The organism is Limnobacter sp. UBA7229, assembly GCF_002473065.1.
Classification (GTDB): Bacteria; Pseudomonadota; Gammaproteobacteria; order Burkholderiales; family Burkholderiaceae_B; genus Limnobacter; species Limnobacter profundi.
The window spans coordinates 58,383-82,515 of sequence record NZ_DKTN01000010.1 but is presented as its reverse complement, the minus strand read 5'-3'; the positions used below and the strand labels follow the sequence as shown (position 1 = coordinate 82,515).

The following is a 24,133-nucleotide window of genomic DNA, read 5'->3' as shown; positions in this document are numbered from 1 at the left end:
CCGTAATTAATTATTGCGATAACATTCCCAATCATTGATGTTTCTTATTGAAGTGTCTCTTCAAATAGTTATCGCGATAACTATTTGTTTGTTCATCCATCCAATCACAGGAGAAAACAATGCAAGTCGTGTACTCAACCAAAGCCACATCCACCGGCGGTCGTGAAGGGGGCTCAGCCACCGAAGACGGGCGCTTGAAAGTACAACTCAGTACCCCCAAAGAATTGGGTGGAGCAGGCGGTCCAGGCACCAATCCTGAGCAATTGTTTGCCGCGGGTTACTCGGCCTGCTTTATCGGAGCCATCAAGTTTGTAGCCGGGCAAGACAAAATCAGCTTGCCTTCCGAGCCTGAAATTACTGCCACAGTCGGTATTGGTGGCAACCCCAACGGTGTGGGTTTTGCAATCACTGTGGACATGAGCATCAAGCTGGAAGGCATGGACAAAGCCGCAGCCAACGCCTTGGTGGAAAAGGCGCACCAGGTGTGTCCGTACTCCAATGCAACCCGTAACAATGTGGATGTAAAGTTGACGGTGGTGTAAGCACCAAAAAGCCACAAAACCATTGATCAGCGGTGGGCTTTTGTAAGCAGCCCATCGCTTTTGTTTTTTTGCAGGGAAACATTGAATGCACAAGCACTATGCCAAACCCGCGTGGATGAACAATGCCAGGGGCGATGTACGCTGTGCAGGGTTCGAGTTGGAGTTTGCCGGGCTCGATTTGCAAACAGCAGCCAATGCAGTCGCGAAGGCTATCAACGGCGAGGTGATCAAAGACACCCAAGCCGAGTGCAGGGTAAGGCATCCGCAGTTTGGTGATTTCAAGATCGAACTGGATTGGAGTTTCGCCAAAAATATGGCACGCAAGCGGCTTGAAGAGCAGGGTGCAAGTGAAGATGCGGTACTGGCGCTGATGACCGACCTGGCTCGGCAAATTGTGCCTCTTGAGGTGGTCTGCCCACCTGTTCCAGTTGATCAACTCCAAGTGCTCGATGGCATGGTGAAGGCCTTGCAACAGGCCGGTGCCTTGGGTACTTCTGATTCACTGATTTACGCATTTGGTGTGCACATCAATACCGAATTACCTGCCCTGGATTCGAAAACACTGGTGCCCTATTTGCAGGCGTATTGCGTGTCGCAGTACTGGTTGATGAAGGCACATGACGTGGACACACTGCGTCGGTTAACGCCTTATATCGACACCTATCCCAAAAAGTACATCCAGGAGGTGATGACCTACACGGCAGATACACCTTTGCAACAAATCATTGACGATTATCTGGAATACAACCCGACCCGAAACCGGGGCATGGATTTGCTGCCTTTGTTCAAACAGATCGATGAAGCACGTGTGTTGGCTGCGGTTAAGGATGAGCGCGTGAACGCACGCCCCACCTTTCATTATCGTTTGCCGAATTGCGAGATTGAAAAGCCCCAATGGGAGCTTTCCCGAAGCTGGAATATTTGGTGTGTGGTGGAACACCTGGCTGCGGACCCGGTCACATTGAAGTCCATGTGTGAACAATGGACCGATTACAACGAGAACCTGATCAACTTGAAGGAAGAGCCTTGGCACCAGCAACTGGCGACCATTCACGAAAACCTGTTGTCGGTGTAACCGGCAACGCCAAGTGGTGGTCACCGTCGTGGTTCAGTATCCGGTTTGCGGTGTGGTTGGCCGGGGGCACAGCCCGGCGCATTAGCGTGAAGCACCCGTGGCCGATTTCGCAAATTGATGCCTTGATTGTGAGTGGTGGTGATGACATTCACCCCTCCCTGTATGGCGAGGAGGAAGCACCCAAGGCCCATTACGACCCCGATCGCGATGCCTTGGAGCAGGCGCACATTGCCTGGGCCTTAAAGCACCAAATGCCCATGCTGGGCATTTGTCGCGGCACCCAGTTGATCAATGTCAGTTTGGGCGGCAGCCTGCACATCGATATTCGCGCAAAGCGTAAATTAACCTCGAACAGGGGCACGGTGTTGCCACGTAAAACCGCCGCCTTGCGGGCCAGCAGTTGCTTGGCTTTGGTAACCCGCGCCAGCCGCTTGCGCATCAACAGCCTGCATCATCAGGCGATTGACCAACTGGGCGAAGGTGTTCAAATTGTAGCCCGCGACCTCGACGGCTTTGTACAAGGCATCGAGCCCACCGGCCCCTGCCACTGGCTGGGTGTGCAGTGGCACCCGGAATATTTGTTGTACCGCCCGCAGCATCGGCGCCTGTTCAAATGGCTTGTGCAACAATGCAAGCAAGCTTCCCTCCGCGTGTAACCCATGTCGTATCTTTTGCTGTTTGCCTCTGCTTTTTTGGCGGCCACCATTTTGCCCTTTTATTCCGAAGTGGTTCTGTTTGCCATGATTCGCGCTGGTGAACCCGCTGGTTTGTTGCTGGCCGTGGCCGCAGTGGGCAATACCCTGGGTTCGGTGGTGAACTGGGTGCTTGGGCGTTACCTTTTGCACTTCCAGCACAAAAAATGGTTTTACTTCAAGCCTGAGCAAATCGAGAAAATGCAGGCCTGGTTTCAGCGCTATGGGGTTTGGAGTTTATTGTTGGCCTGGATGCCCGTTGGAGGTGACCCGTTGACGCTGGTCGCCGGTATTATGCGAGTGAACCTGTGGCTGTTTATTGTGCTCGTCGGTATTGGAAAAACATTGCGTTATGTGGCGGTGATTTATTTTTCTGAAATGTCGGTGGCCTGGTTTTAATCAAATTCAAACAAGAAGGAAATGGTGTTGTCATGAACCCGAGTGATTTGCCCAACCTGGATGCCAACTGTTTCAAGCAGCCTGATCGTGACCTGCTGGGCGACAGCTTGTTGCACCCGCCACGGATTCTGATTTTGTATGGCTCGCTGCGTGCGCGTTCATTCAGCCGTTTGGCAGCCGAGGAAGCTGGGCGCTTGCTAACCTTGATGGGGGCAGAGGTTCGGTTTTTTAACCCGGAAGGTTTGCCTTTGGTGGATGAGGCGAATGAGCAACACCCCAAAGTGCAAGAACTTCGTGAGTTGGCAGATTGGTCGGAGGGCCAGGTGTGGAGCTCGCCCGAGCGCCACGGTGCCATGACAGGCGTGATGAAAACACAAATCGACTGGTTGCCCCTGACTGGTGGCGCCAAGCGGCCCACACAGGGCAAAACCCTGGCTGTGATGCAGGTGTGCGGTGGTTCGCAATCGTTTAATGTGGTGAACCAGTTGCGCGTGTTGGGCCGATGGATGCGCATGATCACCATTCCCAATCAATCTTCGATTGCCAAAGCATTCATGGAGTTTGATGAGAACAACCGCATGAAGCCCTCGCCGTATTACAACCGCTTGGTGGATGTGATGGAAGAGCTCATGAAATTCACCTTGCTGACGCGCGGGCATGCGCAATACCTGGTTGATCGCTATTCCGAGCGTGTAGAGTCTGCGGAGGAGTTGTCCAAACGTGTGAACCAGCGCAGCATTTAATTTTGAATAGGTAGGCGAAACACTGTGTTGAAAACATTGACCTGTTTTGTTTTACTGATCAGCCTGGGCGCAGCCCATGCAGGCAGCGCTACAGTTGCCGCTGCAGCCACTTTGCGCTACGCGCTGGACGAAATTTCCCCCCAATTTACCAAAGCCACCGGGCACAGCTTGAAGGTGGCGTATGGTTCGTCGGGCAACTTTTATAGCCAGATTAAACAGGGCGCGCCGTTTGATGTGTTTTTGTCTGCCGACATGGTTTTTCCCCACAAGCTGGTGGATGAAAAACTGGCTGCATCGCCGGTATTGCCCTATTCTGAGGGGCGTTTGGTGTTGTTGCTGCCGCGTAAAACTCGTTTGAAACCCGATGGCTCTTTGGCAGACCTGGCCGCTGCGCTGAAGGACGGTCGCTTGAGCAAGCTGGCCATTGCCAACCCCACCGTGGCACCTTATGGCATGCGTGCGCAAGAAGCGCTGATGAATGCTGATTTGTGGGCAAAGGTAAAGCCACGCTTGGTGATGGGTGAAAACATAGGGCAGGCTACGCAGTTCGTGGCATCAGGTGCAGCACAGGCCGGGCTGGTGGCGTTGTCGCTAGCCCTTGCACCCGAGTTGGCCGTACGCACCCAATATGCCCTTGTGCCCCGTGAATGGCATCAACCCTTGGTGCAAGGCATGGTATTGATTCGCCCCGATAACCCGGCTGCAAAGGCATTTGCGGATTTCATGAACACGGCACCTGCTCGCGCGGTGCTCAAGAAATACGGCTATGACGAGGTACTTGGGCGATGATGGATTGGTCTGCGTTTTCGCTGTCCATTCAATTGGCACTGGGTACCTTGTTGGTGTTGTTGCCGGTGGGTTTGCTGGCTGGGCGCTGGTTGGCGCGCACTCCGTTCAAAGGGCGCACATGGATTGAGGCTGCCATTTTGCTGCCTCTGGTGCTGCCACCCACGGTGATGGGTTACTACCTGTTGTTGGCGGTGGGGGGTGGTTCGCCTGTGGGGCAGTGGCTTCAAAACACCTGGGGCATTTCGCTCACTTTCAATTTTGCTGGCCTGTTGCTCGCTTCCGTGTTGTTCAATATTCCTTTCATGCTGCAACCCATTCAGCGCGCATTCGAATCCATTCCCCACAACTTGAACGAGGCTGCACAGGTGAGTGGTTTAAGCACCTGGGCCGTTTTCACCAAGGTGGAATTGCCTTTGGCCTGGCCCGGTATTTTGTCAGCCATGGTGCTGACCTTTGTACATACCTTGGGCGAGTTTGGTGTGGTGCTGATGATAGGCGGCAGCATTCCTGGTGAAACCCGAACCTTGGCCATTTCAATTTACGACAGCGTGCAAAGTTTTGACTTGAATGCTGCCAACACCATGTCGCTGGCCCTGTTGATGTTCTCGCTGGTGGCGGTGGCCACTTCGCTGTTGTTGTCTGGCCGAAAAAGGCGCAAGCCATGAGCGTCACTACGAACAGGCCAAGTGAATTGCTGGTCGACATCGAGCAGCAAAAACCCATGCCCCTGCGCGCAAATTTTTCTTGCGAGGCCGGGCAATTGCTCGCCTTGGTGGGGCCATCGGGGGCGGGCAAATCGTCCATATTGCGTGTACTGGCGGGCTTGATGAAACCAGCGAGTGGTCGCATCGAAGTGGGCGGGCAGGTGTGGCTCGACACGCAGAAGGGTGTTTTCCAAACACCCCAGCAGCGTCGGGTAGGTTTGGTCTTTCAAAATTACGCCCTGATGCCTCACCTAAGCGCTGCTGCCAACGTGGCGCTGGCCTTGCAACACTTGCCCAAGGGTGAACAAATTATTGAAGCGGTGCAGTGGCTCAAGCGCGTGCGCCTGACTTCCGATGAAGCCATGCGCAAACCAGCACAATTGTCGGGCGGGCAACAGCAACGCGTCGCGCTGGCCCGCGCCCTGGCGCGTCAGCCCCAGTTGTTGTTGCTGGATGAGCCTTTTTCTGCGGTGGATCAAATGAACCGTGAAGGCCTTTACCGCTTGTTGGCCGAACTGCGGGCTGATCTGAATATTCCAATTGTGCTTGTAACACACGACCTGAATGAAGCCCGTATGCTGTGCGACAAACTGGTGGTGCTGGACCAAGGTCAGGTGCTACAGGAGGGCCCAGCCTTTGATGTGCACCGAAGACCCCGCAATTCCAGGGTGGCTGACCTGGTGGGCATTCAAAACCGGTTTCACGGGGCATGGCTTGGGCCTGGCCAGGAAGCCGGCGTGGGGCATTTGCAATGGACCCGTGCGCTGGATACCCAGCAGGCAACTCTTTCCAACAGCTATCAGCTTCGGGTGAAAGACAAAGGCAAGATTCCGCCTGGTTTCCCGGTGAACTGGGTGGTGCATGCCGACGGCCTGGCCTTGAAGCCGGCAGCATACAATTTGCAGCGAGAGGGTTTTGTGGTGTTGCCTGTGCATGTTCAAGCGCACCGTGACCTGGGTGAACTCAGCTTGATCGATTTGGCCTTGGATGTGGCGCCGTTCGAGACGCTGAAGATGGCTGTGTCGGGGGCGCAGCGTTTGGGCCTGAAAAAGGGCGAGCCCTGTGTGGTGGAAATGGATTTGGGATTAATCCACATCATGCCGAAAAAACACCGACAGTAATAAACTGCAACTGTGATTAGGTAAAGTGCGAAATAAAGTAAGTAACTGATTTACAAGGTGAATCTGAAAGTGTTGGCTTGAAGTATGAAGGTTTGGAGACAATTCAAACTTACAATACAAAATGAGCAAAACACTTCAGTCCGCGCTGGCGCTCAGCACGCTTGCGCTTCTTGCCGGTTGCCTGGGTGGCAATGATTCCAGCATTCTGGCTGGGGGTGATGGCCCCACGGTCACCAACCCCAACGAAGAAACACCAGTCGAACTGGAGCCGGGGGATGGCATTCGCGTTTTGTCCAATCGAGCCGACCTGATCAGCGACGGCAATGCCCTGGTTGAAATTACGGCCGAAGACCCTGCCAATTTGCAGAATGTGAAAGTGATGCTGGGCTCCGTGGATGTAAGCGACCAGTTTGCGCTGCGCGAAAATGGCCGTTACATGGGTCGCATTCAGGGCTTGGCCTTGGGTGAAAACCGCATCATGGCAGTGTTGAAAAACACAGGCCGAATTGTGACCACCATCACCAACCACCCCAACGGTGGGCCGGTGTTCTCCGGGCCGCAAGTGCAACCGTGGACCTGCACCAACGAGGGCACCATGGATGCCCAGTGCAATCAGCCGGCCGTGTTCAGTTTTTCATATCTGCCCGCCAACAAGCTGCAACACGTACTCACCAATTCGAATTTCCAGGAACAGGAATTTGCACCCACCTTCTTGCCTTACGATCCTGAAAACCCGCCGCCCGCCAGTGAAATTGCAACGACCACAACCGACAACGGTGTGACTGTGCCCTTTATAGTCCGCACCGAACGGGGTGTGCAAAACCGCGACCGTTATCAAATCCGCACACTGTTCAACCCGGCCGAGGATTGGCAACCGTGGAAGCCTCAACCACAGTGGAATGGCAAAGTACTGATTCACCATGGTGGCAATGTGGGCGTCACCTATGGCCCAGGCAACCCGCCCAATGGCGACATTTCGGGTACAGCACCGGACGGCGCCGAGTTTTTGCTCGGTGACAGCATTACTGTGGCTTTGGGGCGCGGCTTTATTGCCACTTCCACGGCCCTGGCCAATTTGGGTCACAACGTGAATTTGGTGACTGCCGCTGAATCGTTGATGATGGTGAAGGAACGGATTGTTGAGCAGTATGGCGAAATTCGTTACACCATGGGCACAGGTTGCTCGGGTGGAGCCATTGCCCAGCAACACATTGCCAATGCCTACCCTGGTATTTACCAAGGCATCATCGTGCAGTGTTCGTACCCCGATGTGTGGACCACAGCCACGCAGTTTGCTGATTACAACTTGTTGAATTCTTACTTTGGCAATCGCTACCCAGGTGTGAATGAAGCAGAAAATGCCAATCAGTTTCCCAACTTCAATCAAAACTTTTTGCCCTATGTGCAATGGAGCCCGGTTTACGGCCATTTGCCTGTTAACCCGGTGCTGTCTGACAACGCCTTTTTCCCCAAAGCCTACCCATACGCACAAAATTGCCGTGGCTTGAATGGCGCGGCCATGCCCTATGACCCTGTGAATAATCCGGGTGGTTTGCGCTGTGGTTTGATCGATTACATGAGCACGCAGTTTGGCTTTAGAACGCCAGATGTATGGAGTGCCAACGAGAAAAAGATTGGTCGAGGTTTTGGTGGTATTCCGCTGGACAACGTGGGCGTTCAATATGGCCTGGGTGCTTTGAAGCAAGGCACCATTACCGCCAATCAGTTCCTGGATTTGAACCGCAACATTGGTGGTTTTGATGTGGACATTCAACGCGTGGCTAACCGCACAGTGGCTGACCCCTTGGCTTTGGCCAATTCCTACAAAACAGGCGCGGTGAACACGGCCGAACACCTCAGCAATATTCCGATTATTGACTTGCGGGGCCCCGATCCCGGCATTGCACACGATGCCTTCCACAGCTGGCAAATGCGCGCCCGCCTGAATGCCACACAGGGGCACTTTGACAACCATGTGATCTGGTTTGGGCAATTGGTGTTGGCGGGTGATTCTACCTACAGCACCGAAGCCTTGCTGGTGATGGACCGCTGGTTGAGCCAGATTGAGGCCGATGAAAGCAACAAACCTTTGCCTGAAAAAGTGGTGGCCAACAAACCGCGTGCAGCCCGCGACAAATGTTTGTCAGCGCAAAGCATTTATGCTGACGATGGTCCCTTTGTCCCCATGAGCGGCAACCTGCTTTATCCGGACCCGGTGTTGCCCATGGCCAACTCGAGCAGTATTCCAAAGCCACCCCCAGAGGCGGGTCAAATTTTTGATCAACTCAGCAATCAGGTGTGTGGTCTGGACTTCTCGGCTTTTGACCCCACGGGCATGTCGGGCCAACTCACCGGCCCCATTGCGGAGTTGCAACACGTGTTGGTGCAAACCCGTTTTGGCACGCCGCGCACAGTGGCGGGTGACGACATTCGTACCTTGACCAACAAATGTGTACTGAAACCGGTGGATGCAGCCGATTATGCGGGTGCAGTTTCAATTACTGATTCAGCCGCTTTTGTAGCCCAGGTGAAGGAAATTTTCCCACAAGGCGTGTGCGACTACAGCAAGCCTGGTGTGGGCACGCAGGCAACGCAAACCTGGTTGCGTTATGGCACTGCCACCGAGAAGTTGATCGGAGGAACACCCTTGCCAGTCAAGCCCGCCAATTCAAGGCAGGGTTGGTCAGCATCTGCTTTTAGGAATGTTAATTCACAGTAATTAATCATTTATCAATTGAACGAACAGAGGGGGCTTTACCACGGTAATGCCTCCTTCTTTTTTTTCCGGATCGGGCACACTGGGGGTGTTAAATCCAGTGAATCCGTTCCCCTTGAACTCTGAAAAAATAACTCCCGACGTGTTGGAGCACAGCCCCGTTGGCTTGATGCAGGTTGATCATGCCGGGCGAATTCTCTCCCTGAATTCATATTGCGCCGATATCTTCGGTTACTCCGTGGCCGAGTTGCTGGATCAGCCCTTTGAAAAGCTGTTGCCGCCTGAGTTGAGAAGGGGGCATTCCAGCCTGTTTCAGGAATTCATGCAGTCGTCCAAGGGGCGCATGATGGGGCAGGGCACCGGGCAAAAATACTTCCCCGCCCATCACAAAGCGGGCCATGAAATTTCCGTGCAAATTGGTTTGAACGTGAATCGAGAAGGTGCAAGGCCTGTGGTAATTCTGGCCGTTGTGGACGTGACTGACAAAGCCAGGTTGCTGAATGAACTCAAGCATGGCAACGAGCGCCTGCGTCACAAAACCAAAGAATTGATGCAAGTGGTGCGCCAGCAGAACCACTTTTTGAATGTGGTCAGCCACGAGCTGCGCACCCCTTTGAACAATTCTCTTGAAATGTTGAACCAGCTGTCGGCCACACAACTGGATGAGGACCAGGCTGAGTTGTTTCAAGACCTGGACAAAGCCAATATTGATGTCACCCGCAGCGTAAAAATGCTGATGGATTACGCCGATAGTATGTTGGGCGAGTTGCAACTGGAAGAAGAGGAATTTGACTTGCGCGCGCTTTGGCTGGACCGCTTGAGATTGGTGCAGCGTGCGCACCCCGGTCAAATCCACTTGCTGCAATTGCGTGAGGAATTCGATTTTGACCCTTTGGTGCTGGGCGACAAAATACGCATTGGTCGAATGATGCATGGTTTGATCGACAATGCCATGAAGTTTTCTGATGCCCACCAGATCAAGGTGCACATTGCATTCAAGGCCGAGCCTTGTGCTGAGCTTTATTTTGAGGTCAGTGACGATGGAATTGGTATGTCCGATTCACTGATTCAATCGATTGGCCAGCCATTTGCCAATCAATCGGTGCGCCGCACCCGTGGGGGCGGTGGCATGGGGGTGGGTTTTTACCTTACTCACAAATATCTTGAAATGATGGGCGGGCAGTTCTCATTGACAAGCCGGCAGGGCGAAGGCACATGCAGCAGTATTCAACTGCCACTTAAGTTGATGGGCCGGGCCAGTGCACAAGCGGTCTCTGCCGACAGTGCAGGGGGCGATTTGCCTTTGAGTAATTTGCGGCTTTTGCTGGTGGAAGACGACCCCACTGTGGCGAAAATCAATGCCATTCGACTTCGCAAACTGGGTGCCCATGTGGTGGTGGCTGGCAATGGTCAAGTGGCCGTTGAAATGCTTCAGGACAAAAGCGTGGACATTGCCGCAATCCTGATGGACTTGCACATGCCCGTGATGGATGGTTTCAGCGCAACGCGCCACATTCGGGACATGGTTGAGTATGTAAAAATTCCAATTGTGGCGGTGACTGCGGGTTCGCGTTTGGCTGAATATGCACGTGCCATGGCAGCAGGCATTGATGCCTTTTATTCCAAACCCTTTGAGCCCAATGTATTGATTCAATACTTCAAGGCGCGTGGTGTGATTCGCTAGTACAATGTAATTTTATTACTTCGGGTTTAACCCGGCGTGTGCATGAATTTACTTGATCGAATCCGCATGGAACTGGACCAGTTTTCCAGTGCTGAACAGGCAGTGGCACAGTTGGTGTTGAAAGACCCCAGTGGTTTTCAAAAAATGCCTGTGACTGAACTGGCCAAACGTGCGGGTGTCAGCAGCCCGTCGGTGGTGCGGTTTTGCCGCTCGCTGGGTTACGAAGGCTTAAGTGACTTCAAGTTGAAACTGGCCGCCAGTTTGAATGCAGGTGTGCCGTTCATTCACCAGTCGGTGAAAGCTGGCGACAGCGGTGAAACCCTGATTCAAAAAGTACTCGACAATGCCATTCACACTCTGCGCACTTTTCGAAACACAGCCCCAGCCAAACCCATCGACAAAGCCACGCAACTGCTTGCAAAAACAATTGCCAAAAAAGGCCGGCTTGTTTTCTATGGGGTGGGCAATTCAGGCTTTGTGGCGCTGGATGCCGAGCACAAGTTTTTTAGAATGGGTTGCACTGCGCATGCCTACTCCGATGGGCATTTGCAAATTATGGCTGCATCCATGTTGAACAAGGGCGATTGCCTCATCATTATTTCAAATTCGGGCCGCAGTCAGGATTTGCTCGACGCCACGCAAATTGCACGTGCAGCCGGTGCAAGTACCATTGCAATTACGGCGTCGGGTTCGCCTTTGGCACAGGCAGTGCAGGTGCATATTCCAGCCGACCACGGTGAGTACTATGAGCAGTACAGCCCCATGGTGTCGCGTTTGTTGCACCTGTGCGTGGTGGATGTACTGGCCACGCAAGTGGCCTTGCAACTGGGCGATTCAGTTCAGAAAAACATGGCACGCTTGAAGAAGAACCTGATCGACAGCCGTTACACCAAATAAGCCGGATTGGCGAAATTTTCTGACAGCGCTTTGAAGCCTGTTTCACAGGCAATCAGGCTGGTGTTTTCGAAACCTGGCTTGTTGGGAAACTTCTCATCAGCCTGGGCTGAGCACACCAGCAACACATTGCCCTGTGCGCCGCCAAAGCAGGGCATGGTGGGCTTGGCCAAGGGCAGTTCAATGCTTTCAATGAATTCGCCGTGCTCGCTAAAGCGGTCCAGCCGGTAGCCCTCCAGAATGGCAACCCAGTAGCTGCCATCGGCAGAAAAGCAAGCGCCATCCGGTCGAGCAGTGCCTTCTGTGTATTGCTTGATCAATTGCCGATTGCTCAACTCACCGGTCTCGATCGAATAATCAAATCGCCAAATGCATTTGTGCCGTGTGTCGCTCAGAAAAACCGAGTCCCCCAGGGGCGAAAAGGCAAGGCCATTGCCCACGATCAAATCGTTTATCTTCAGCTTGGCTTGTCCCGCCTCAATGCAATACAGGGCGGCAGTGGCCGGGCTGCGGGCATCAACCAGTGTGGATATCCAGATTCGGCCCGCCTGGTCGGCGCGGCCGTCGTTGAAGCGGTGCTTGCTCGAATCGAAAGGAGCATTCAATTTCAGGGTGCAGGTGTCGCCCTCAATCAGCCAGCCACCTTGTCTGCCCAGTGCCACCCAAGTGTTTTTAGTCTCAGTGGGCAACACACAGCCTATTTCATCTGGCAAATGCAAGGTGCTTAATAACGTGGTGTTGTCCAATGCTGTGTTCAGCACATCGCTTTGATTCAAGCGGTACAGGGTACGCGTGTTGATGTCTACCCAAGCCCAGCCACCATGCGCATACCGAGGGCTTTCGGCCAGGCTGCAGGCAGGCAGTGGCAGGGCTTGCCAATTCATCATGGCGCTGAATTTTTCAGGAAATGGTTGATCAGGTGTGCGGTCACCGGGTTCTCTGCCGGGGTGTGGCCGGGTGGCACGCTGTGTTCCAGTTGCTCTGCAATGCCCTTGCCCAATTCAACGCCCCACTGGTCAAAGGGATTGATGTTTTGCATGGCAGCCAGCGCTGCGGTGCGGTGTTCCCAAAGGCACAACAGTGCGCCAAGCGAGTAGGGCGTTAGCGAATCGAGAAACACCATTTGAACCGGACGGTGCCCAGGACACGATTTGAAATTGGTGGCTGTGTTGCTGAGCTCCTCGGGTGAGTTCAAGCGACCCACCGAGAAAGCTTCAGACTGCGCCAAGGCATGCGAGAGCAACACTTGATGGGATTGGACTTCATCATGGTCGGGTTGTACCACTGCGATCAATTCAACCGAACTGGCAATTTTGCTTTGGTGCAGCATCTGGAAAAAAGCATGTTGCCCATTGGTGCCCACATCGCCCCACAAAATCGGGCAGGCGGGCTTGTCGAGCAACTCGCCTTGGTTGTTCACGCCTTTGCCCAGCGATTCCATCCACAGTTGTTGAAGGTAGGGCACCAACTGGCTCAGGCGGGAATCGTAAGGGCTTAACATCAGCGATGCGGCACCGTGTTCCAGGTTGTACAGGTCGCTTAGCGCAAGAAGTGTGGGAATGCACTGGCTGGCCTTGCTTTGCAATACATGACCGTCCATCAAGGCGGCGCCTTCAAGCAGTTCATTGAACACCGGGTTGCCGTGCACCATGCGCACACCAATCGATACGGGGCCCCACAGTGAATATCTACCGCCCACTGTTTCACTGAATTCAAACACCCGGTCCGCTGCCACGCCCAACTCGATTGCTTTGTTGGGTTTGCAGGTTGCGGCCACCAGCGCCTTGGGGCGGTACGCTGGCCCCGCAGCATCCAGCCACTTGAAAATATGCTGTGCGTTGTGCAAGGTTTCACGGGTTGAAAATGATTTGCTGGCAATCACGACCAAAGTGGTTTTCGGGTTCAGTGAGGCCAGCGCGGCTTTCATTTCATGGAAGTCCACATTGGCGGCAAACCGAATGTTCAGTGCGGGTGCTGCACCCAAATCCAGTTTGCTGAACACATCATTCAACAGCCGGGGGCCGAGGTCTGATCCACCAATGCCCAAATGCAACACGCTGTCGTAGCGTTCTCCGTCGGGCGTGGTGTAGCGGCCCGAGCGCACCTGGTCAACAAAGGTTTCCATTTGCTGTTGCACTTGCCTGGTCAGCGCCAATTCATCGCGACCATTCACCACCAGCGAAACTGGTGAATGGTAGGCCTGCATGTTGCAGGCTGCTCGCAAGGCCCAATGGCCGGCAGGTCGGTGTTCTGTGCCATTGACCACTTCACCGCTGAACATGCGTTGAATGAAGGTGGACAAATGTTGATGTGCCTGTGTTTTTTCAAAGTTCAACACATGGCTGGCGCTGTAAAGCTGCCGATCCAGATTGATGTGAACAGGGCCAAGACTGCGGGATAGATAACCTGGGTTCAAAGCAGATGTGTTCATGAATATGGCAATAAAAAAAGGCGTTGAATAATCGCTTCAACGCCCAGTTTCGCATGACTTCAAGAAAGTGTGTTTACTCTGCCCACAAATTTGAATCAGGGTGTGCTTTGGGGTTCAGTCATGAAGCCCAGTTTCTCGACGCCTGCACGTTGTGCAGCGGCCATGACTTGCACCACTTTTTCATACTCCACCGCTTTGTCGCCCTGAATTCGCAACTCGGGCTGTTTCTCTTGCTGCGCCACAGCCTGCAAGCGAAGCTCCAGGTTCTCAAAAGTCAGTGTTTCATCGTTCCACATCAGGCTGCCGTCGCGTTGCACGGTGAGTGTGACCACATCGGGTTTCACCTCCGTGGGTTGCTGGCTGGCCTGCGGCAAATCAACTTTCACCGAATGCGTAATCACCGGCACGGTGATGATGAAAATAATCAGCAGCACCAACATCACGTCCACCAGCGGCGTCATGTTGATTTCACTCATTTCCTGCTGATCGTCGTAAGAATTGAACGACATGGCTTACGCCTCCTTTTTCAAGGGCATGGTGCGCACTGCAGAGTCTTTCTGCATGGGTGAGCCGGTCAGGAAATAGGCATGCAACTGGCGTGCAAATCGGTTCAGCTTGCTCAGCAATCCTTTGTTGGCGCGGGTCAGTGCGTTGTAGCCCAACACGGCCGGAATGGCCACTGCCAGGCCAAATGCAGTCATGATCAAGGCCTCGCCCACCGGGCCGGCTACTTTGTCGATACTGGCCTGGCCTGAAACACCAATGCCCACCAGCGCATGGTAAATGCCCCACACCGTACCGAACAGGCCAACAAACGGGGCTGTAGAACCCACGGAAGCCAAAATGGACAGACCAGATTGCAGCTTTTCAGCGGCTTCATCCATGGCGCCGCGCAGCGCTTCGCTGAGCCAGTCGGCCAGGCTGATTTGCCCGTGCAGGTCGTCTTTGTTTGTGCTGTGATGGTTCACCGCCGCCTGGCCCTCGATCGCCATGTGGTGAAACGGGTTGCCGGTGTCTTTGCCCAGCACCTGAAGACCTTCTGCAAAGCTGTGGGTGTGCCAGAACTTGTCGACTGCGCCCACATTTTTACGCAGGCGATACAGACGAATGCTGCGGGTGATGATGACGTACCAGGACGCAATCGACATGATCAACAGCAGCAGTGCCACGCTTTTGATGACCCAGTCACCTTGGGCCCACATGGCGGCCATACCGTAAGGGTTGTTTTCCATTTCAATAAACCTCGCTTAAATTCAATGTTCTCAGTTATTCAATACGAAAGAAACCGGTTGTACATACCAAAACGGAATTGGTTTGTCGCCACGCTTGGCGGGCACGTACTTCCAGGTTTTCACAGCCTGAAGGGCTGCGTTGTCCAGTCGCGGAAAGCCGCTTGACCGGTTCAATTTGATTTCTCCCACGCTGCCATCGGGAAGAATGTACACATCCAGCATCACCCGGCCCTGCTCACCCAGCCTGCGTGACAAGGCTGGATATTGGGGTGCCGGGTTGTTCAGGTGCGCGGCGTCCGTGCGTGGCGGCGTTACAGGTGCTGGTGCCTCGGGTGCCGGCGTGGCCTGTTGAACAGGCGGCGATGGCGGCGCGGGTGGGGTTGGGGCCGCTTGCTGTACCGGTTCCTGCGCCACTTCACGCACGGGCTCAGGCTTTGGTGTTGGCTTGGGTGTCGGTTTGGCGACAGGCTTTGGCGTGGGCACGGGTTTTGGTTCCGGCTTGGGCGGAGGTGGTACAGGCTTGGGTGGCGGTGGTGCAGGCTCTGGTTCAGGCGCCACCAATACACCCACCACGCTGGGTGGCGTAATAACTGGTTCGCTGATGCTGAGTTGTTGCGCCGCCCAAACCAAACCCAGCACGTGCAACAGCACCACACCTGCGAAGGTGACGGTGTTGCTGATTGTTTGCGTGTTGTTGCTCAAAGGAGCACTCATTGGAACGGACATGGTGTTCAACGTTGTGTTCATTGAGTCAATTGCTTCGATCTTGCTTGCTGACTATTGAATCAGCAAGCAATTTTCATGCACTCCAATTTTGTGAATGAGAATTAATATCAAAAAGAGTGTAGCAGATCTTCACGATTAAAATTCAACCGACAGGCTCACATTGACTGTTCTTGGTGTGCTGGTGCCCACGCGCACTGCACCGAATGAGTCGGTGGTGGTGCCTGCCTGTGCAAAGTTGTACTCTTCATCGGTGATATTTTTCAGGTTCAGCTGCACTTTCCAGCCGTCCGCCTTGTAATACGCCAAGGCGTCCAGTTGCGCCCAGCCATCGTATTTGGCCCGGTTTTCTGTAGATACAAACGAACCGGTTTGGGCAAACACGCCAAGCCCCAGCCCCAAGCCCTTGTATTGGCCGCGCTGCACTTCATACACGCCGAACAAATTACCAGAATGTTCGGGAATGCCGGGCAGGGCATTGCCTTCCTGGCCAGCCAAAGAAGGATCAACCGCCACGAGTTGGTTGTCCAGATAAGCGTAACCGGCAACCACGCGGAAAGAGTCATTGACCTTGCCGATTGCTTGAATGTCAAAGCCCAGGGTTTGGGTTTCGCCCAGGTTGGTGGACCATTGTTCCCCTGCTGGCAAACCAGACGACGCCGGGTCGGTAACGGCCACATCGGTTTTGCGCAAATCAAAAATTGCGGCGGTAATATCCAGCTGCTTGTTCAACAACTGTTTTTTGATACCCAATTCATACTGCTCGGTGCGTTCCGGGTCCAGCGGTGCACCGCCAATGCCGTTGCCCGTTGCGGGGTTAAAGCCTGTGGCAGTGGTTGGGGTAAAACCTTTGGCCCAACTGCCGTAGTACGACAAGGTGTTGGTGGCCTTGTACACCAGCCCGAATCGGGGGGATACATCGTCGCTGTCCACATTGGCCTGGCGATCTTCAAATTGGGTGCTGCGCAAACCGGCCAGCAGGTTCCATTTCTCGCCAATTGAAATCAGGTCTTGAATCACCAAACCTTGTTGGCGCGCACTGCTTCCGCCTTGGGTGAATGGGCCAACGACCACACCCCCAGGTGGAATGCCGCTGTATTGCCCGGTATTGACGTTGTAAGTAATTTGGGTGCCCGATGCAGAAATGGTGTTGTTTACAATGCGTTCATAGTCGCCTTGTAACAGGAATTTGTGGCCGATGGTTTGCCCAAACAATGTGCCGCCATCGAGTTGCCACTGGTACTTCAGCACCATGCTGTCGCTTTCGCCCTGGCCACCCTGTTGCGAAGCACGAATGGCCACATCGCCATTGTCTGCAACCACTTGCATATTGGGGCCAAGTGCTCTCGGGCTGGAGTCAAACAGGGTTTTGTCGACGCGGGTGCGTGAATAGTTGGCAGTGACCGACGAGCCATTGTCAAAGAAGTGTTCGGCCAGCAAGGCGAATCGATTGTAGTCGCTTTCGGTGTTTTCGTTCCAGCCGGGAATGCCATAGAACTGGGTGCCGTTCAGGCGACCGCTGTAGGAATAGCCCGTGGCATTGTTGCCGTCGAGTACCTGGCCACGGTCTTGGGTGTAAGTGTCGGTGATGTATTCGTATTGCGCTGTAACCAGTGTTTGTGGACTCAGCTTCCAGGTCAACGAGGGTGCCACAAGCTGTCGATCCCGGACCGTGAAGTCACGGTGACTACCGCTGTCCTCGGACGACACAATGAGTCGGTAGGCAAACGTATCGCTCAGTGGTCCGGTGAAATCGGCTTCTACGCGGTAATAGTCGTCGCTGCCCGCAATTACTTCGGCGGCCCGGTACTCGGTGAATTTTGGTTTTTTGGTGACATAGTTGATGACACCGCCTGGTTCGCCCTGACCATACAAAATTGATGCAGGGCCTTTCAAGATGTCGTAGCGCTCAATATTGGCGGTTTCTGTGGTGGCAATGTTGGTGGCGTTGAACACGTTGTTGATGCGTGCACCGTCTTTGTAAAGTGATTGGGACGCATCGAAACCGCGAATCGAGAATTTCTCCTCGCCACCATTGCCCTGTTTGAATTTGGTGACACCGGCTACGTTGCGCAATGCATCTTCAACGTTGTTAACCTGCTGGTCTTCCAGAATGTCGATGGGAATGCTGATGGTGGTCAGCGGTGTGCTCATCGGGTCGGCTTCAAAGCCCAAGGCTGTGTTGGTGGTCGGTTCTTTGTAAACCCGCTCAAACCCGGTGACCTGCACTTCTTGAAGTGTAGTCGCCTCATTTTGTTGAGTACTTTGTGACCATGCAGCCGGGTGACAACCTACAGCTGCGCCAATCGCCACGACCAGCGCGCGTTTTTTCATGACAGCAATCCTTTGAAATAAAAGATGCACTGGCTTGCGGCGGCTGGCTGGTGCGGGAGGGTCTTTCTGAGCGAGGAAGGCCTACCGGTGAGGATGCCAACTGTTGCGAAGAAGGAGATTGATCGGTAGGCCCACGACAATCTCACTCGGAAAGATAGAAACGAGAAGTGTTCTCATTATTATTTGGCTTTTCGATTTTGGCAAGTACTTTTTTAAGAAGCGCACCAGAAAAGGGTTTCGGCTGCCTTGGCCCGCGTTGTACACTGTGACTTGAGTTGATTTTTGAATGCAAGGGAGAGGAACAATGAAAGGTTCGAGCAAAGTAATTGCGGCACTGAATGCGCAATTGAAGAATGAATTGACTGCGATTAACCAGTATTTCCTGCATTCGCGCATTTTCGGCAATTGGGGCCTGGATGTACTGAAGAAAAAGGAATATGAGGAATCCATCGGTGAAATGAAGCACGCCGATTTGCTGATTGAACGCGTGCTGATGCTGGATGGCCTGCCCAATCTGCAAGACCTGGGCAAGTTGATGATTGGCGAAAATACACGCGAGATTCTGGAAAGCGACTTGAAAATGGAAAGTGCAGCCCAAGTGACGATCAAAGATGGCATCAAGGCGTCGGAAGACGAGCGCGATTATGTTTCTCGCGACATTCTGAAAGAAATTCTGGAAGACACCGAAGAACACATCGATTGGCTGGAAACCCAGCTGAGCCTGATTGACAGGGTAGGTTTGCAGAATTACGAGCAATCCATGATGGGTGTTTCAGAGTAAATGTTCTAACGATTTTCGAATTGTGTTGAAAAAATACTTGATTGTAGTAATGCGAATCATTATTATTACTTTCAAGTTCAACGCAATTTGAGGTCAACCGTGATCGTCTGCATTTGTGCCAACGTAAGCGACCGTACCATTTCTGAAGCCGTGCGAAGCGGTTGTGGTTCAGTGGACGACATCACCATGAAAACGGGTGCATGTTCGGGCTGCGGCCAGTGCCGCATGCACTGCCAAAGTGAAATTGATGCGCACAACACGCTGATTCAAGTCAGTGAAATGAGCCAGCAAACAGTTTAGCAAAGCACTTGGTGGAGCACCTGGCTCCCCTGCCTACAATCCAAATTTCAGTATTCTTGCGGCTGGTCTGCTCACGCTGGGGCCATCCGGGCCTTGTTCAGGGCTTGAGCCCGGTAACTCCGCCAATCTTCTTTTCGCAATATTCCGAGGCAACACAGTGCCTGCGTCGTGGCGACACTTGTCGAAATAATCCAGCCATGGTTGAACCTTAGCGTTGGCCTGTGTTTGTCCTCCACATTGTTCTACAAACTCCTGGTCGGTTCGTCTGGCTTTGTAATCGGCCAGGCAGTCCGCCAACATTCCTGTCTGCAGGCCATGAATGGTATGCGGATTGAATTGGTACTTCAGAAAACCCGGGGTGCTGGAATGGACAATGTCAATTTTCAGGTCGGGCGCATTGTCGCGCGGCATGTGCAACACATGCGCAAAATTCGCGTCGCGTTTCAAATTCAGTCCGCCCAGTGTTTCTGTGTTCGCAAGCTCTACGCGACGAATCGCAGTGTCATTGACAACCACATCTAGATCATGAGGCATTGGCAATGCACACGTGGCGTTGGGGTGTTCAAGTGCATGAAGGTGCATGCTGGCGCTACCCACCAAAGTGTAGTTACCGCGACCGCCCAGCAGGGTGTCCAGAGCGTGAATTAGCTTGTTTGCATCGATGCCGGGCAGCGCGCTTTCAAGGGCAGTTGTAATGAGGGGGTTCAGCAGCAAATTTTGAGTGCGATCGGGAGAGTGACAAAGCGAAGAGGAAATAAGGGGAAATGAAGACGATGCTTCCATGTTGATCGACCGCAGTTGAATTGATTGTGTAACTTTATTGGAGAGAAGGGTTCAATATTTAACGCGTTTTGATGGCAGTGGTTATTTTTACATGCAAAATTTAATGATAATAGAAACAATTATCAATAACTAAAGATAGTCATGTTTAATCCTGTCCACAGCAAATATTCCATCAATTTCAAACTCGCACCGGTTGATTGTCTCGCGAGGGCGGTTGCTCTCGCTTGCTTGTCTTTTAGCGGGGTTTCAGTAGCACAGACCCTGGCACCCGTCACTGTCCAATCCGACTGGTTGGGTCCACCCACCGAGGAAAGTGTGAAAGCCTACACAGGTGCGCGCACGGTGCTTGAGAAAGAAGATCTTGAGGAACGTGGTGCTTTGAACCTGGAAGATGCCTTGCGCCGTGTGCCGGGTGTTCAAGTACTGGACGAAACCGGCACCGGAATTTTGCCCAACATTGGTGTGCGTGGTTTGAACCCTTTGCGCAGCGAACGTTTGCAAATTTTGGTGGATGGTTACCCGATTGCCATTGGCCCTTACACCAACGTGGGCCTGTCGCTATTTCCCGTTACATTGCCCAGCCTTGAAGCTGTAGATTTGGTGCGGGGTGGTGCTGCCGTGCATTACGGGCCGAACAACGTGGGCGGTGTGCTGAATTTGGTGACCAAGCCCATTCCCACGAAAACCAGCCAGACCTTCCGCGAGCGCCTTCAAATTTCCGAAGAAACTGGCAACATGCTGACCGACACTTACTACCGAATTGGTGGTTTTGTGCGTGAAGACCTTGGCTTGCAATTTCAGGCCAACATTGTGGATGGCAAGGGCCAGCGTGATCGTTCAGACACCGAAGTGCGTAACTTCATTGTGGATGGCGAGTACTACCTGAACCCCAACAACGATTTCAAAGCGCAGTTGCAGTATTACGAAGTGAAGGCTGAATTGCCTGGTGCCTTAAGCCCAGCTGCCTATGATCAAAACCCAAACCAGTCGCAAAAGCCTTTTGATGCGTACGACGCAGACATGTGGCGCGGCACTTTTACCTGGAATCATTCGTTTTCCGACGATTTCAAGCTGACATGGCGCAATTTTGCGCACCAAGCAAATCGCACGTTCTTCTTCAGCCAGTCAGCCACTTTCTCGGATGACCCAGCACAAACGCCAGCGTTTGTTCTCGATTCCCCACGCGTGTTCAGTGTGCATGGCACGGAACCAAGGTTCACCAAGCAGATAGCCAACCACACAGTGATTGCAGGTGCGCGTTTTGTTGAAGAAGATGTGCGCTTTGATGTAAGCCGCACCACGCTTGCAACAGGGGCAGTGAATCCGTTCCGCCGCTGGGACTTTACCACCAAGGCGATGGCTTACTACGTCAGCGACACCATTGCATTGATGGACGATCGTTTGAAAGTAACGCCGGGCATTCGTTATGAAGATGTTGAAACCCGCTACCGTGATTTGAATACCGGTACCGAGTTTCAGAACAATCCCGATGAATGGTTGCCTGGCTTGACTGTGGGTTACCAGGCCACGAAAGATGTGTTCGTATTTACCAATGCGCAGCGTTCATTGGTGCCGGTGCAAACGGCACAGGTGACGCGCGGTGGTGATGTGGGCAATGAAACCGCCGAGAACTACGAAATCGGTTCACGCTGGCAGATCAACCCGCAAGCCAATATTGCGGCAACGCTGTTCCGGGTGGATTACAAAGACCAGATCGTTTTCGATACAGGCGCATTCCGCAACCTGGGGGAAACACGCCAAGAAGGCGTTGAGCTGGAAGGTCGCTGGAACCTGAACAGCCAAACTGAACTGGGAATGAGTTATACCTATCTGGATACGGAGCAATTGTCGGGCGCTGATCAAGGCAAGGAACTTCGCAATGCACCCACGCACCATTTGGGGTTGGATGCGGTGTACAAGTTTGGCAATTGGACGGCCAACGCAAATGCCCTGTATGTTTCTGAAAGCTTCAGTGATTCAGCCAACACACAGGTTGAAACTGCCAACGGCAGTGCTGGTGAATTGCCCGCCTACACTTTGGTGAACATGCGCGTGGGGCGTGATTTCCCGATTGGGCAAGGCAAAAACATGAATCTTGGTTTTGGGATCAATAACCTGTTTGACGAACAGTACTTCTTCCGGGGTGTGGACGTAAGCACAACCGGTCGCGTACCCGCACCTGGGCGTATGTTGCTGGTAGAAATGCAGCTTGATTTCTAATCGCTTGATGCAAGGTCCAAAAGCCGGTGGGGAAGCAATTCGTCACCGGCTTTTTTTATTACTGGCCGCGTTGTTTGTCCACTTCGACAGACGCAACACCACTGGCCGTGTTGCCCCAGCTTCGGCGAATGTAAGTGACCACCGCTGCAATGTCGTTGTTGCTCAGTTCTACACGATAAGGTGGCATGCCATGTGGGTAGGGCGCAGCTTGTGTGCTGGGTGAAAACCCGCCGTTGAGCACCATGCGAATGGCATTGACCGGGTTGGGCGCAATCACATTGACATTGCCCGCCAAGGCCGGGAACTGATTGGCTTTCCCTTCTCCTTGCTTGCCATGACATTCCGCGCAGGTGTTGGTGTAAATGTTTTCGCCCCGCTGCATCAGTGGCAGCAAGGTACGTTGCCCAAGGCCTGTCGATTCTTTTTCTGAAGGGGCTTGTGCCGGCAGGCTTTTAAGGTACACCGCCATGGCTTGTATATCGGCGGCCGTGGCAAATTGCAGACTGTGCGCCACCACTTCGGCCATGGGGCCGTATGTTGCGGCATGCCGGTTAACTCCGCTTTGCAAGTACTGGGCAATGTCGCTTTCACTCCATTTGCCCAGACCGTGCAGGGAGTGATTGTTCAGCGCTGGTGCAAACCAGTCCAGTACCGGAATGGTGGCACCGCTTAAATTCAGTTTGTCTTTCAATCCACCCAAAGTGTTCCGTGGTGTGTGGCAAGCCGCGCAATGTCCTGGGCCGTTGATCAGGTAGGCCCCTCGATTCCACAGTGCTGTTTGCGTGGTATCAGGTTTGAATTCGCCCTCAGTAAAGTACAGTGCTCGCCACACGGCCAGAAGTGGGCGCTGGTTGAAGGGAAACTGCAAGGAAGGCTTGGGTGTTTTTTGAGCAATCGCGGGCAGGCGCTTTAAGTAAGCGAATAAGTCATCGACTTCAGCCCGGCTCATTTTGGTGTAGTCGGTGTAGGGAAATGCCGGGTAAAGGTAGTCGCCATTTTTCGAGACACCACTGTGCATGGCTTTGTAAAAATCATCTGCAGTCCAGCTGCCCAATCCGTGCTCGGCATTGGGGGTTAAGTTGGTGCTGTAAATTTTGCCGAAAGGTGTTTCGATGGCGCGGCCACCAGCATAAGGCTTTTTGGGATTGGCTGTGTGACAACCGGCACAATTGCCCAAACGCGCCAAATAGGCGCCGCGTTTTTCTTGCGCTGACAGCACATTCAATGCGATCGGCTCTGGCGATACATTGTTGTTACCGGGCACTGCTGTGGTGGTGTGTGTGCCGCATTTCAAAGGAAACTGAATACTGTTGGCCGGTGCGGCTTTTGGGTTTTCAGGTACTGGCTGTGCGGCCAAATAAGCTGTTGCTGTATTCAATTGCTCGGGGCTGAGTGCTTTCACCAGTGCGTGCATGCAATCGGGGTCGGCGGCTTGGCGCTGCCCGTTGCGCCATTTGCCCAGTTGCGCGTTCAGGTAATCGCGTGGCAAACCCAGCAAGCCTGGTGTATAGGGCTCAACTCCGGTCAGTGCTTGTCCGTGGCAGGCCGCGCAGGCGGGAATTTTTTTTGATGCAACACCGTCGAATACCAAACGTTTGCCTTGCTCAAGTTCTGCGGCTGAGGCTGTACTTTTTACGGGTGCAGGGTAGGGTGGATTTTGCGCAGCAAAGTATCTCGCCATTTGCTGCAAATAATCATTCGACAGATGTTGCACAATGCCGTTCATGGCGGCATGTTGGCGGCCACCATCGCGAAATGCGATCAGCTGGTTGTACAGGTAGCCTTCCGGTTTGCCGGCAATGCGCGGGTAATAACCTTCGGCGCTGGCCCGGCCCTCGGCACCATGACAGGCCACACAAGCCTGAACACGGTTGGCCATGTCGACTGTGGTGGGTGTTGTATTGCTTTGTGCGTTTGTTGCAAAGCTGGCCAGCAGCAAGAGGGCGGTGGTGGCAAAACGGGTGGTCATG

At 53.4% G+C, this 24,133-nt stretch carries 22 protein-coding genes; 14 read left to right on the top strand and 8 right to left on the bottom strand.

What is annotated here, in order from left to right; translation table 11 throughout:
- Positions 1-119 precede the first annotated feature (119 nt).
- The 11 genes from B4C79_RS04860 to B4C79_RS04810 all read left to right on the top strand — a co-directional run bounded on the left by B4C79_RS04860 (position 120) and on the right by B4C79_RS04810 (position 11,362).
- Entirely contained in the window at positions 120-542 is a 423-nt protein-coding gene (locus B4C79_RS04860; RefSeq protein ID WP_171098030.1) for an organic hydroperoxide resistance protein, read from the top strand.
- Positions 543-627: 85 nt separating this feature from the next.
- A complete protein-coding gene (locus tag B4C79_RS04855) occupies positions 628-1,617 on the top strand; it encodes an amidoligase family protein (RefSeq protein WP_171098032.1) in 990 nt (329 codons plus the stop codon).
- Entirely contained in the window at positions 1,569-2,273 is a 705-nt protein-coding gene (locus B4C79_RS04850) for a gamma-glutamyl-gamma-aminobutyrate hydrolase family protein (protein WP_291739443.1), read from the top strand. Before B4C79_RS04855 ends, B4C79_RS04850 begins: the two co-directional genes overlap by 49 nt.
- A gap of 3 nt (positions 2,274-2,276) precedes the next feature.
- The gene (locus B4C79_RS04845) at positions 2,277-2,708 is read left to right on the top strand and encodes a YqaA family protein (RefSeq protein ID WP_105028453.1); all 432 of its coding nucleotides are present in this window, start codon (positions 2,277-2,279) and stop codon (positions 2,706-2,708) included.
- Positions 2,709-2,740: 32 nt separating this feature from the next.
- A complete protein-coding gene (gene arsH / locus B4C79_RS04840; RefSeq protein ID WP_171098034.1) occupies positions 2,741-3,451 on the top strand; it encodes an arsenical resistance protein ArsH in 711 nt (236 codons plus the stop codon).
- A gap of 24 nt (positions 3,452-3,475) precedes the next feature.
- Positions 3,476-4,240: a molybdate ABC transporter substrate-binding protein gene (gene modA / locus B4C79_RS04835; RefSeq protein ID WP_291739444.1), complete on the top strand. Its 765-nt coding sequence runs from the start codon at positions 3,476-3,478 to the stop codon at positions 4,238-4,240.
- Positions 4,237-4,905, top strand: coding sequence for a molybdate ABC transporter permease subunit (gene modB / locus B4C79_RS04830; protein ID WP_341714677.1), 669 nt, complete (start codon positions 4,237-4,239; stop codon positions 4,903-4,905). The genes modA and modB overlap by 4 nt, the downstream gene beginning before the upstream one ends.
- Positions 4,902-6,065 (top strand): ABC transporter ATP-binding protein, encoded by a 1,164-nt coding sequence (locus tag B4C79_RS04825; protein ID WP_105028457.1) that lies wholly within the window; start codon positions 4,902-4,904, stop codon positions 6,063-6,065. Before modB ends, B4C79_RS04825 begins: the two co-directional genes overlap by 4 nt.
- Positions 6,066-6,186: 121 nt before the next feature.
- On the top strand, positions 6,187-8,784 hold the full coding sequence (locus B4C79_RS04820) for a DUF6351 family protein (RefSeq protein WP_291751803.1): 2,598 nt from the start codon (positions 6,187-6,189) through the stop codon (positions 8,782-8,784).
- Positions 8,785-8,830: 46 nt separating this feature from the next.
- Positions 8,831-10,465, top strand: coding sequence for an ATP-binding protein (locus B4C79_RS04815; RefSeq protein ID WP_291743246.1), 1,635 nt, complete (start codon positions 8,831-8,833; stop codon positions 10,463-10,465).
- Positions 10,466-10,507: 42 nt separating this feature from the next.
- Complete coding sequence (locus B4C79_RS04810; protein ID WP_171098042.1) at positions 10,508-11,362, top strand: MurR/RpiR family transcriptional regulator; 855 nt, start codon at positions 10,508-10,510, stop codon at positions 11,360-11,362.
- Here B4C79_RS04810 and B4C79_RS04805 read toward each other — a convergent pair.
- From B4C79_RS04805 to B4C79_RS04780, 6 genes are all read right to left on the bottom strand, one after another.
- Positions 11,350-12,246 carry an SMP-30/gluconolactonase/LRE family protein gene (locus B4C79_RS04805; protein WP_291743249.1) on the bottom strand — a complete coding sequence of 299 codons (897 nt, stop codon included), beginning with the start codon at positions 12,244-12,246 and terminating at the stop codon, positions 11,350-11,352. The genes B4C79_RS04810 and B4C79_RS04805 overlap by 13 nt on opposite strands.
- Positions 12,243-13,790 (bottom strand): glucose-6-phosphate isomerase, encoded by a 1,548-nt coding sequence (locus tag B4C79_RS04800; protein WP_171098046.1) that lies wholly within the window; start codon positions 13,788-13,790, stop codon positions 12,243-12,245. Before B4C79_RS04800 ends, B4C79_RS04805 begins: the two co-directional genes overlap by 4 nt.
- 95 nt (positions 13,791-13,885) lie before the next feature.
- Positions 13,886-14,299, bottom strand: a complete 414-nt coding sequence (locus B4C79_RS04795) for an ExbD/TolR family protein (RefSeq protein WP_171098048.1) — start codon at positions 14,297-14,299, stop codon at positions 13,886-13,888.
- Between the two features lie 3 nt (positions 14,300-14,302).
- Positions 14,303-15,022 carry a MotA/TolQ/ExbB proton channel family protein gene (locus B4C79_RS04790; protein WP_138517671.1) on the bottom strand — a complete coding sequence of 240 codons (720 nt, stop codon included), beginning with the start codon at positions 15,020-15,022 and terminating at the stop codon, positions 14,303-14,305.
- Between the two features lie 30 nt (positions 15,023-15,052).
- Complete coding sequence (locus B4C79_RS04785; protein WP_291751800.1) at positions 15,053-15,769, bottom strand: energy transducer TonB; 717 nt, start codon at positions 15,767-15,769, stop codon at positions 15,053-15,055.
- 114 nt (positions 15,770-15,883) lie between these two features.
- The gene (locus B4C79_RS04780; protein WP_291751798.1) at positions 15,884-18,079 is read right to left on the bottom strand and encodes a TonB-dependent siderophore receptor; all 2,196 of its coding nucleotides are present in this window, start codon (positions 18,077-18,079) and stop codon (positions 15,884-15,886) included.
- Between the two features lie 304 nt (positions 18,080-18,383).
- Here B4C79_RS04780 and bfr point away from each other — a divergent pair, with 304 nt between their 5' ends.
- Together bfr and B4C79_RS04770 are read left to right on the top strand one after the other, a co-directional pair.
- Complete coding sequence (bfr, locus tag B4C79_RS04775) at positions 18,384-18,860, top strand: bacterioferritin (protein WP_105028468.1); 477 nt, start codon at positions 18,384-18,386, stop codon at positions 18,858-18,860.
- A gap of 99 nt (positions 18,861-18,959) precedes the next feature.
- The gene (locus tag B4C79_RS04770) at positions 18,960-19,160 is read left to right on the top strand and encodes a (2Fe-2S)-binding protein (RefSeq protein ID WP_008251330.1); all 201 of its coding nucleotides are present in this window, start codon (positions 18,960-18,962) and stop codon (positions 19,158-19,160) included.
- A 33-nt stretch (positions 19,161-19,193) separates the two neighbouring features.
- Here the strand turns inward: B4C79_RS04770 and B4C79_RS04765 are convergent, their stop codons facing one another.
- Positions 19,194-19,943: a hypothetical protein gene (locus tag B4C79_RS04765; RefSeq protein WP_291742018.1), complete on the bottom strand. Its 750-nt coding sequence runs from the start codon at positions 19,941-19,943 to the stop codon at positions 19,194-19,196.
- 315 nt (positions 19,944-20,258) lie between these two features.
- On the opposite strand from B4C79_RS04765, the gene B4C79_RS04760 reads away from it, so the two are divergent.
- The gene (locus B4C79_RS04760) at positions 20,259-22,163 is read left to right on the top strand and encodes a TonB-dependent receptor family protein (protein WP_291751796.1); all 1,905 of its coding nucleotides are present in this window, start codon (positions 20,259-20,261) and stop codon (positions 22,161-22,163) included.
- A 58-nt stretch (positions 22,164-22,221) separates the two neighbouring features.
- Here the strand turns inward: B4C79_RS04760 and B4C79_RS04755 are convergent, their stop codons facing one another.
- A complete protein-coding gene (locus B4C79_RS04755) occupies positions 22,222-24,132 on the bottom strand; it encodes a c-type cytochrome (RefSeq protein WP_171098057.1) in 1,911 nt (636 codons plus the stop codon).
- Position 24,133 lies beyond the last annotated feature (1 nt).

Coding starts and splice junctions, on each gene's coding strand:
- B4C79_RS04860 (WP_171098030.1), top strand. CDS start 120: ATGCAAGTCGTGTACTCAACCAAAGCCACATCCACCGGCGGTCGTGAA.
- B4C79_RS04855 (WP_171098032.1), top strand. CDS start 628: ATGCACAAGCACTATGCCAAACCCGCGTGGATGAACAATGCCAGGGGC.
- B4C79_RS04845 (WP_105028453.1), top strand. CDS start 2,277: ATGTCGTATCTTTTGCTGTTTGCCTCTGCTTTTTTGGCGGCCACCATT.
- arsH (WP_171098034.1), top strand. CDS start 2,741: ATGAACCCGAGTGATTTGCCCAACCTGGATGCCAACTGTTTCAAGCAG.
- modB (WP_341714677.1), top strand. CDS start 4,237: ATGATGGATTGGTCTGCGTTTTCGCTGTCCATTCAATTGGCACTGGGT.
- B4C79_RS04825 (WP_105028457.1), top strand. CDS start 4,902: ATGAGCGTCACTACGAACAGGCCAAGTGAATTGCTGGTCGACATCGAG.
- B4C79_RS04820 (WP_291751803.1), top strand. CDS start 6,187: ATGAGCAAAACACTTCAGTCCGCGCTGGCGCTCAGCACGCTTGCGCTT.
- B4C79_RS04815 (WP_291743246.1), top strand. CDS start 8,831: ATGCCTCCTTCTTTTTTTTCCGGATCGGGCACACTGGGGGTGTTAAAT.
- B4C79_RS04810 (WP_171098042.1), top strand. CDS start 10,508: ATGAATTTACTTGATCGAATCCGCATGGAACTGGACCAGTTTTCCAGT.
- B4C79_RS04805 (WP_291743249.1), bottom strand. CDS start 12,246: ATGATGAATTGGCAAGCCCTGCCACTGCCTGCCTGCAGCCTGGCCGAA.
- B4C79_RS04800 (WP_171098046.1), bottom strand. CDS start 13,790: ATGAACACATCTGCTTTGAACCCAGGTTATCTATCCCGCAGTCTTGGC.
- B4C79_RS04795 (WP_171098048.1), bottom strand. CDS start 14,299: ATGTCGTTCAATTCTTACGACGATCAGCAGGAAATGAGTGAAATCAAC.
- B4C79_RS04790 (WP_138517671.1), bottom strand. CDS start 15,022: ATGGAAAACAACCCTTACGGTATGGCCGCCATGTGGGCCCAAGGTGAC.
- B4C79_RS04785 (WP_291751800.1), bottom strand. CDS start 15,769: ATGAACACAACGTTGAACACCATGTCCGTTCCAATGAGTGCTCCTTTG.
- B4C79_RS04780 (WP_291751798.1), bottom strand. CDS start 18,079: ATGAAAAAACGCGCGCTGGTCGTGGCGATTGGCGCAGCTGTAGGTTGT.
- bfr (WP_105028468.1), top strand. CDS start 18,384: ATGAAAGGTTCGAGCAAAGTAATTGCGGCACTGAATGCGCAATTGAAG.
- B4C79_RS04765 (WP_291742018.1), bottom strand. CDS start 19,943: ATGGAAGCATCGTCTTCATTTCCCCTTATTTCCTCTTCGCTTTGTCAC.
- B4C79_RS04755 (WP_171098057.1), bottom strand. CDS start 24,132: ATGACCACCCGTTTTGCCACCACCGCCCTCTTGCTGCTGGCCAGCTTT.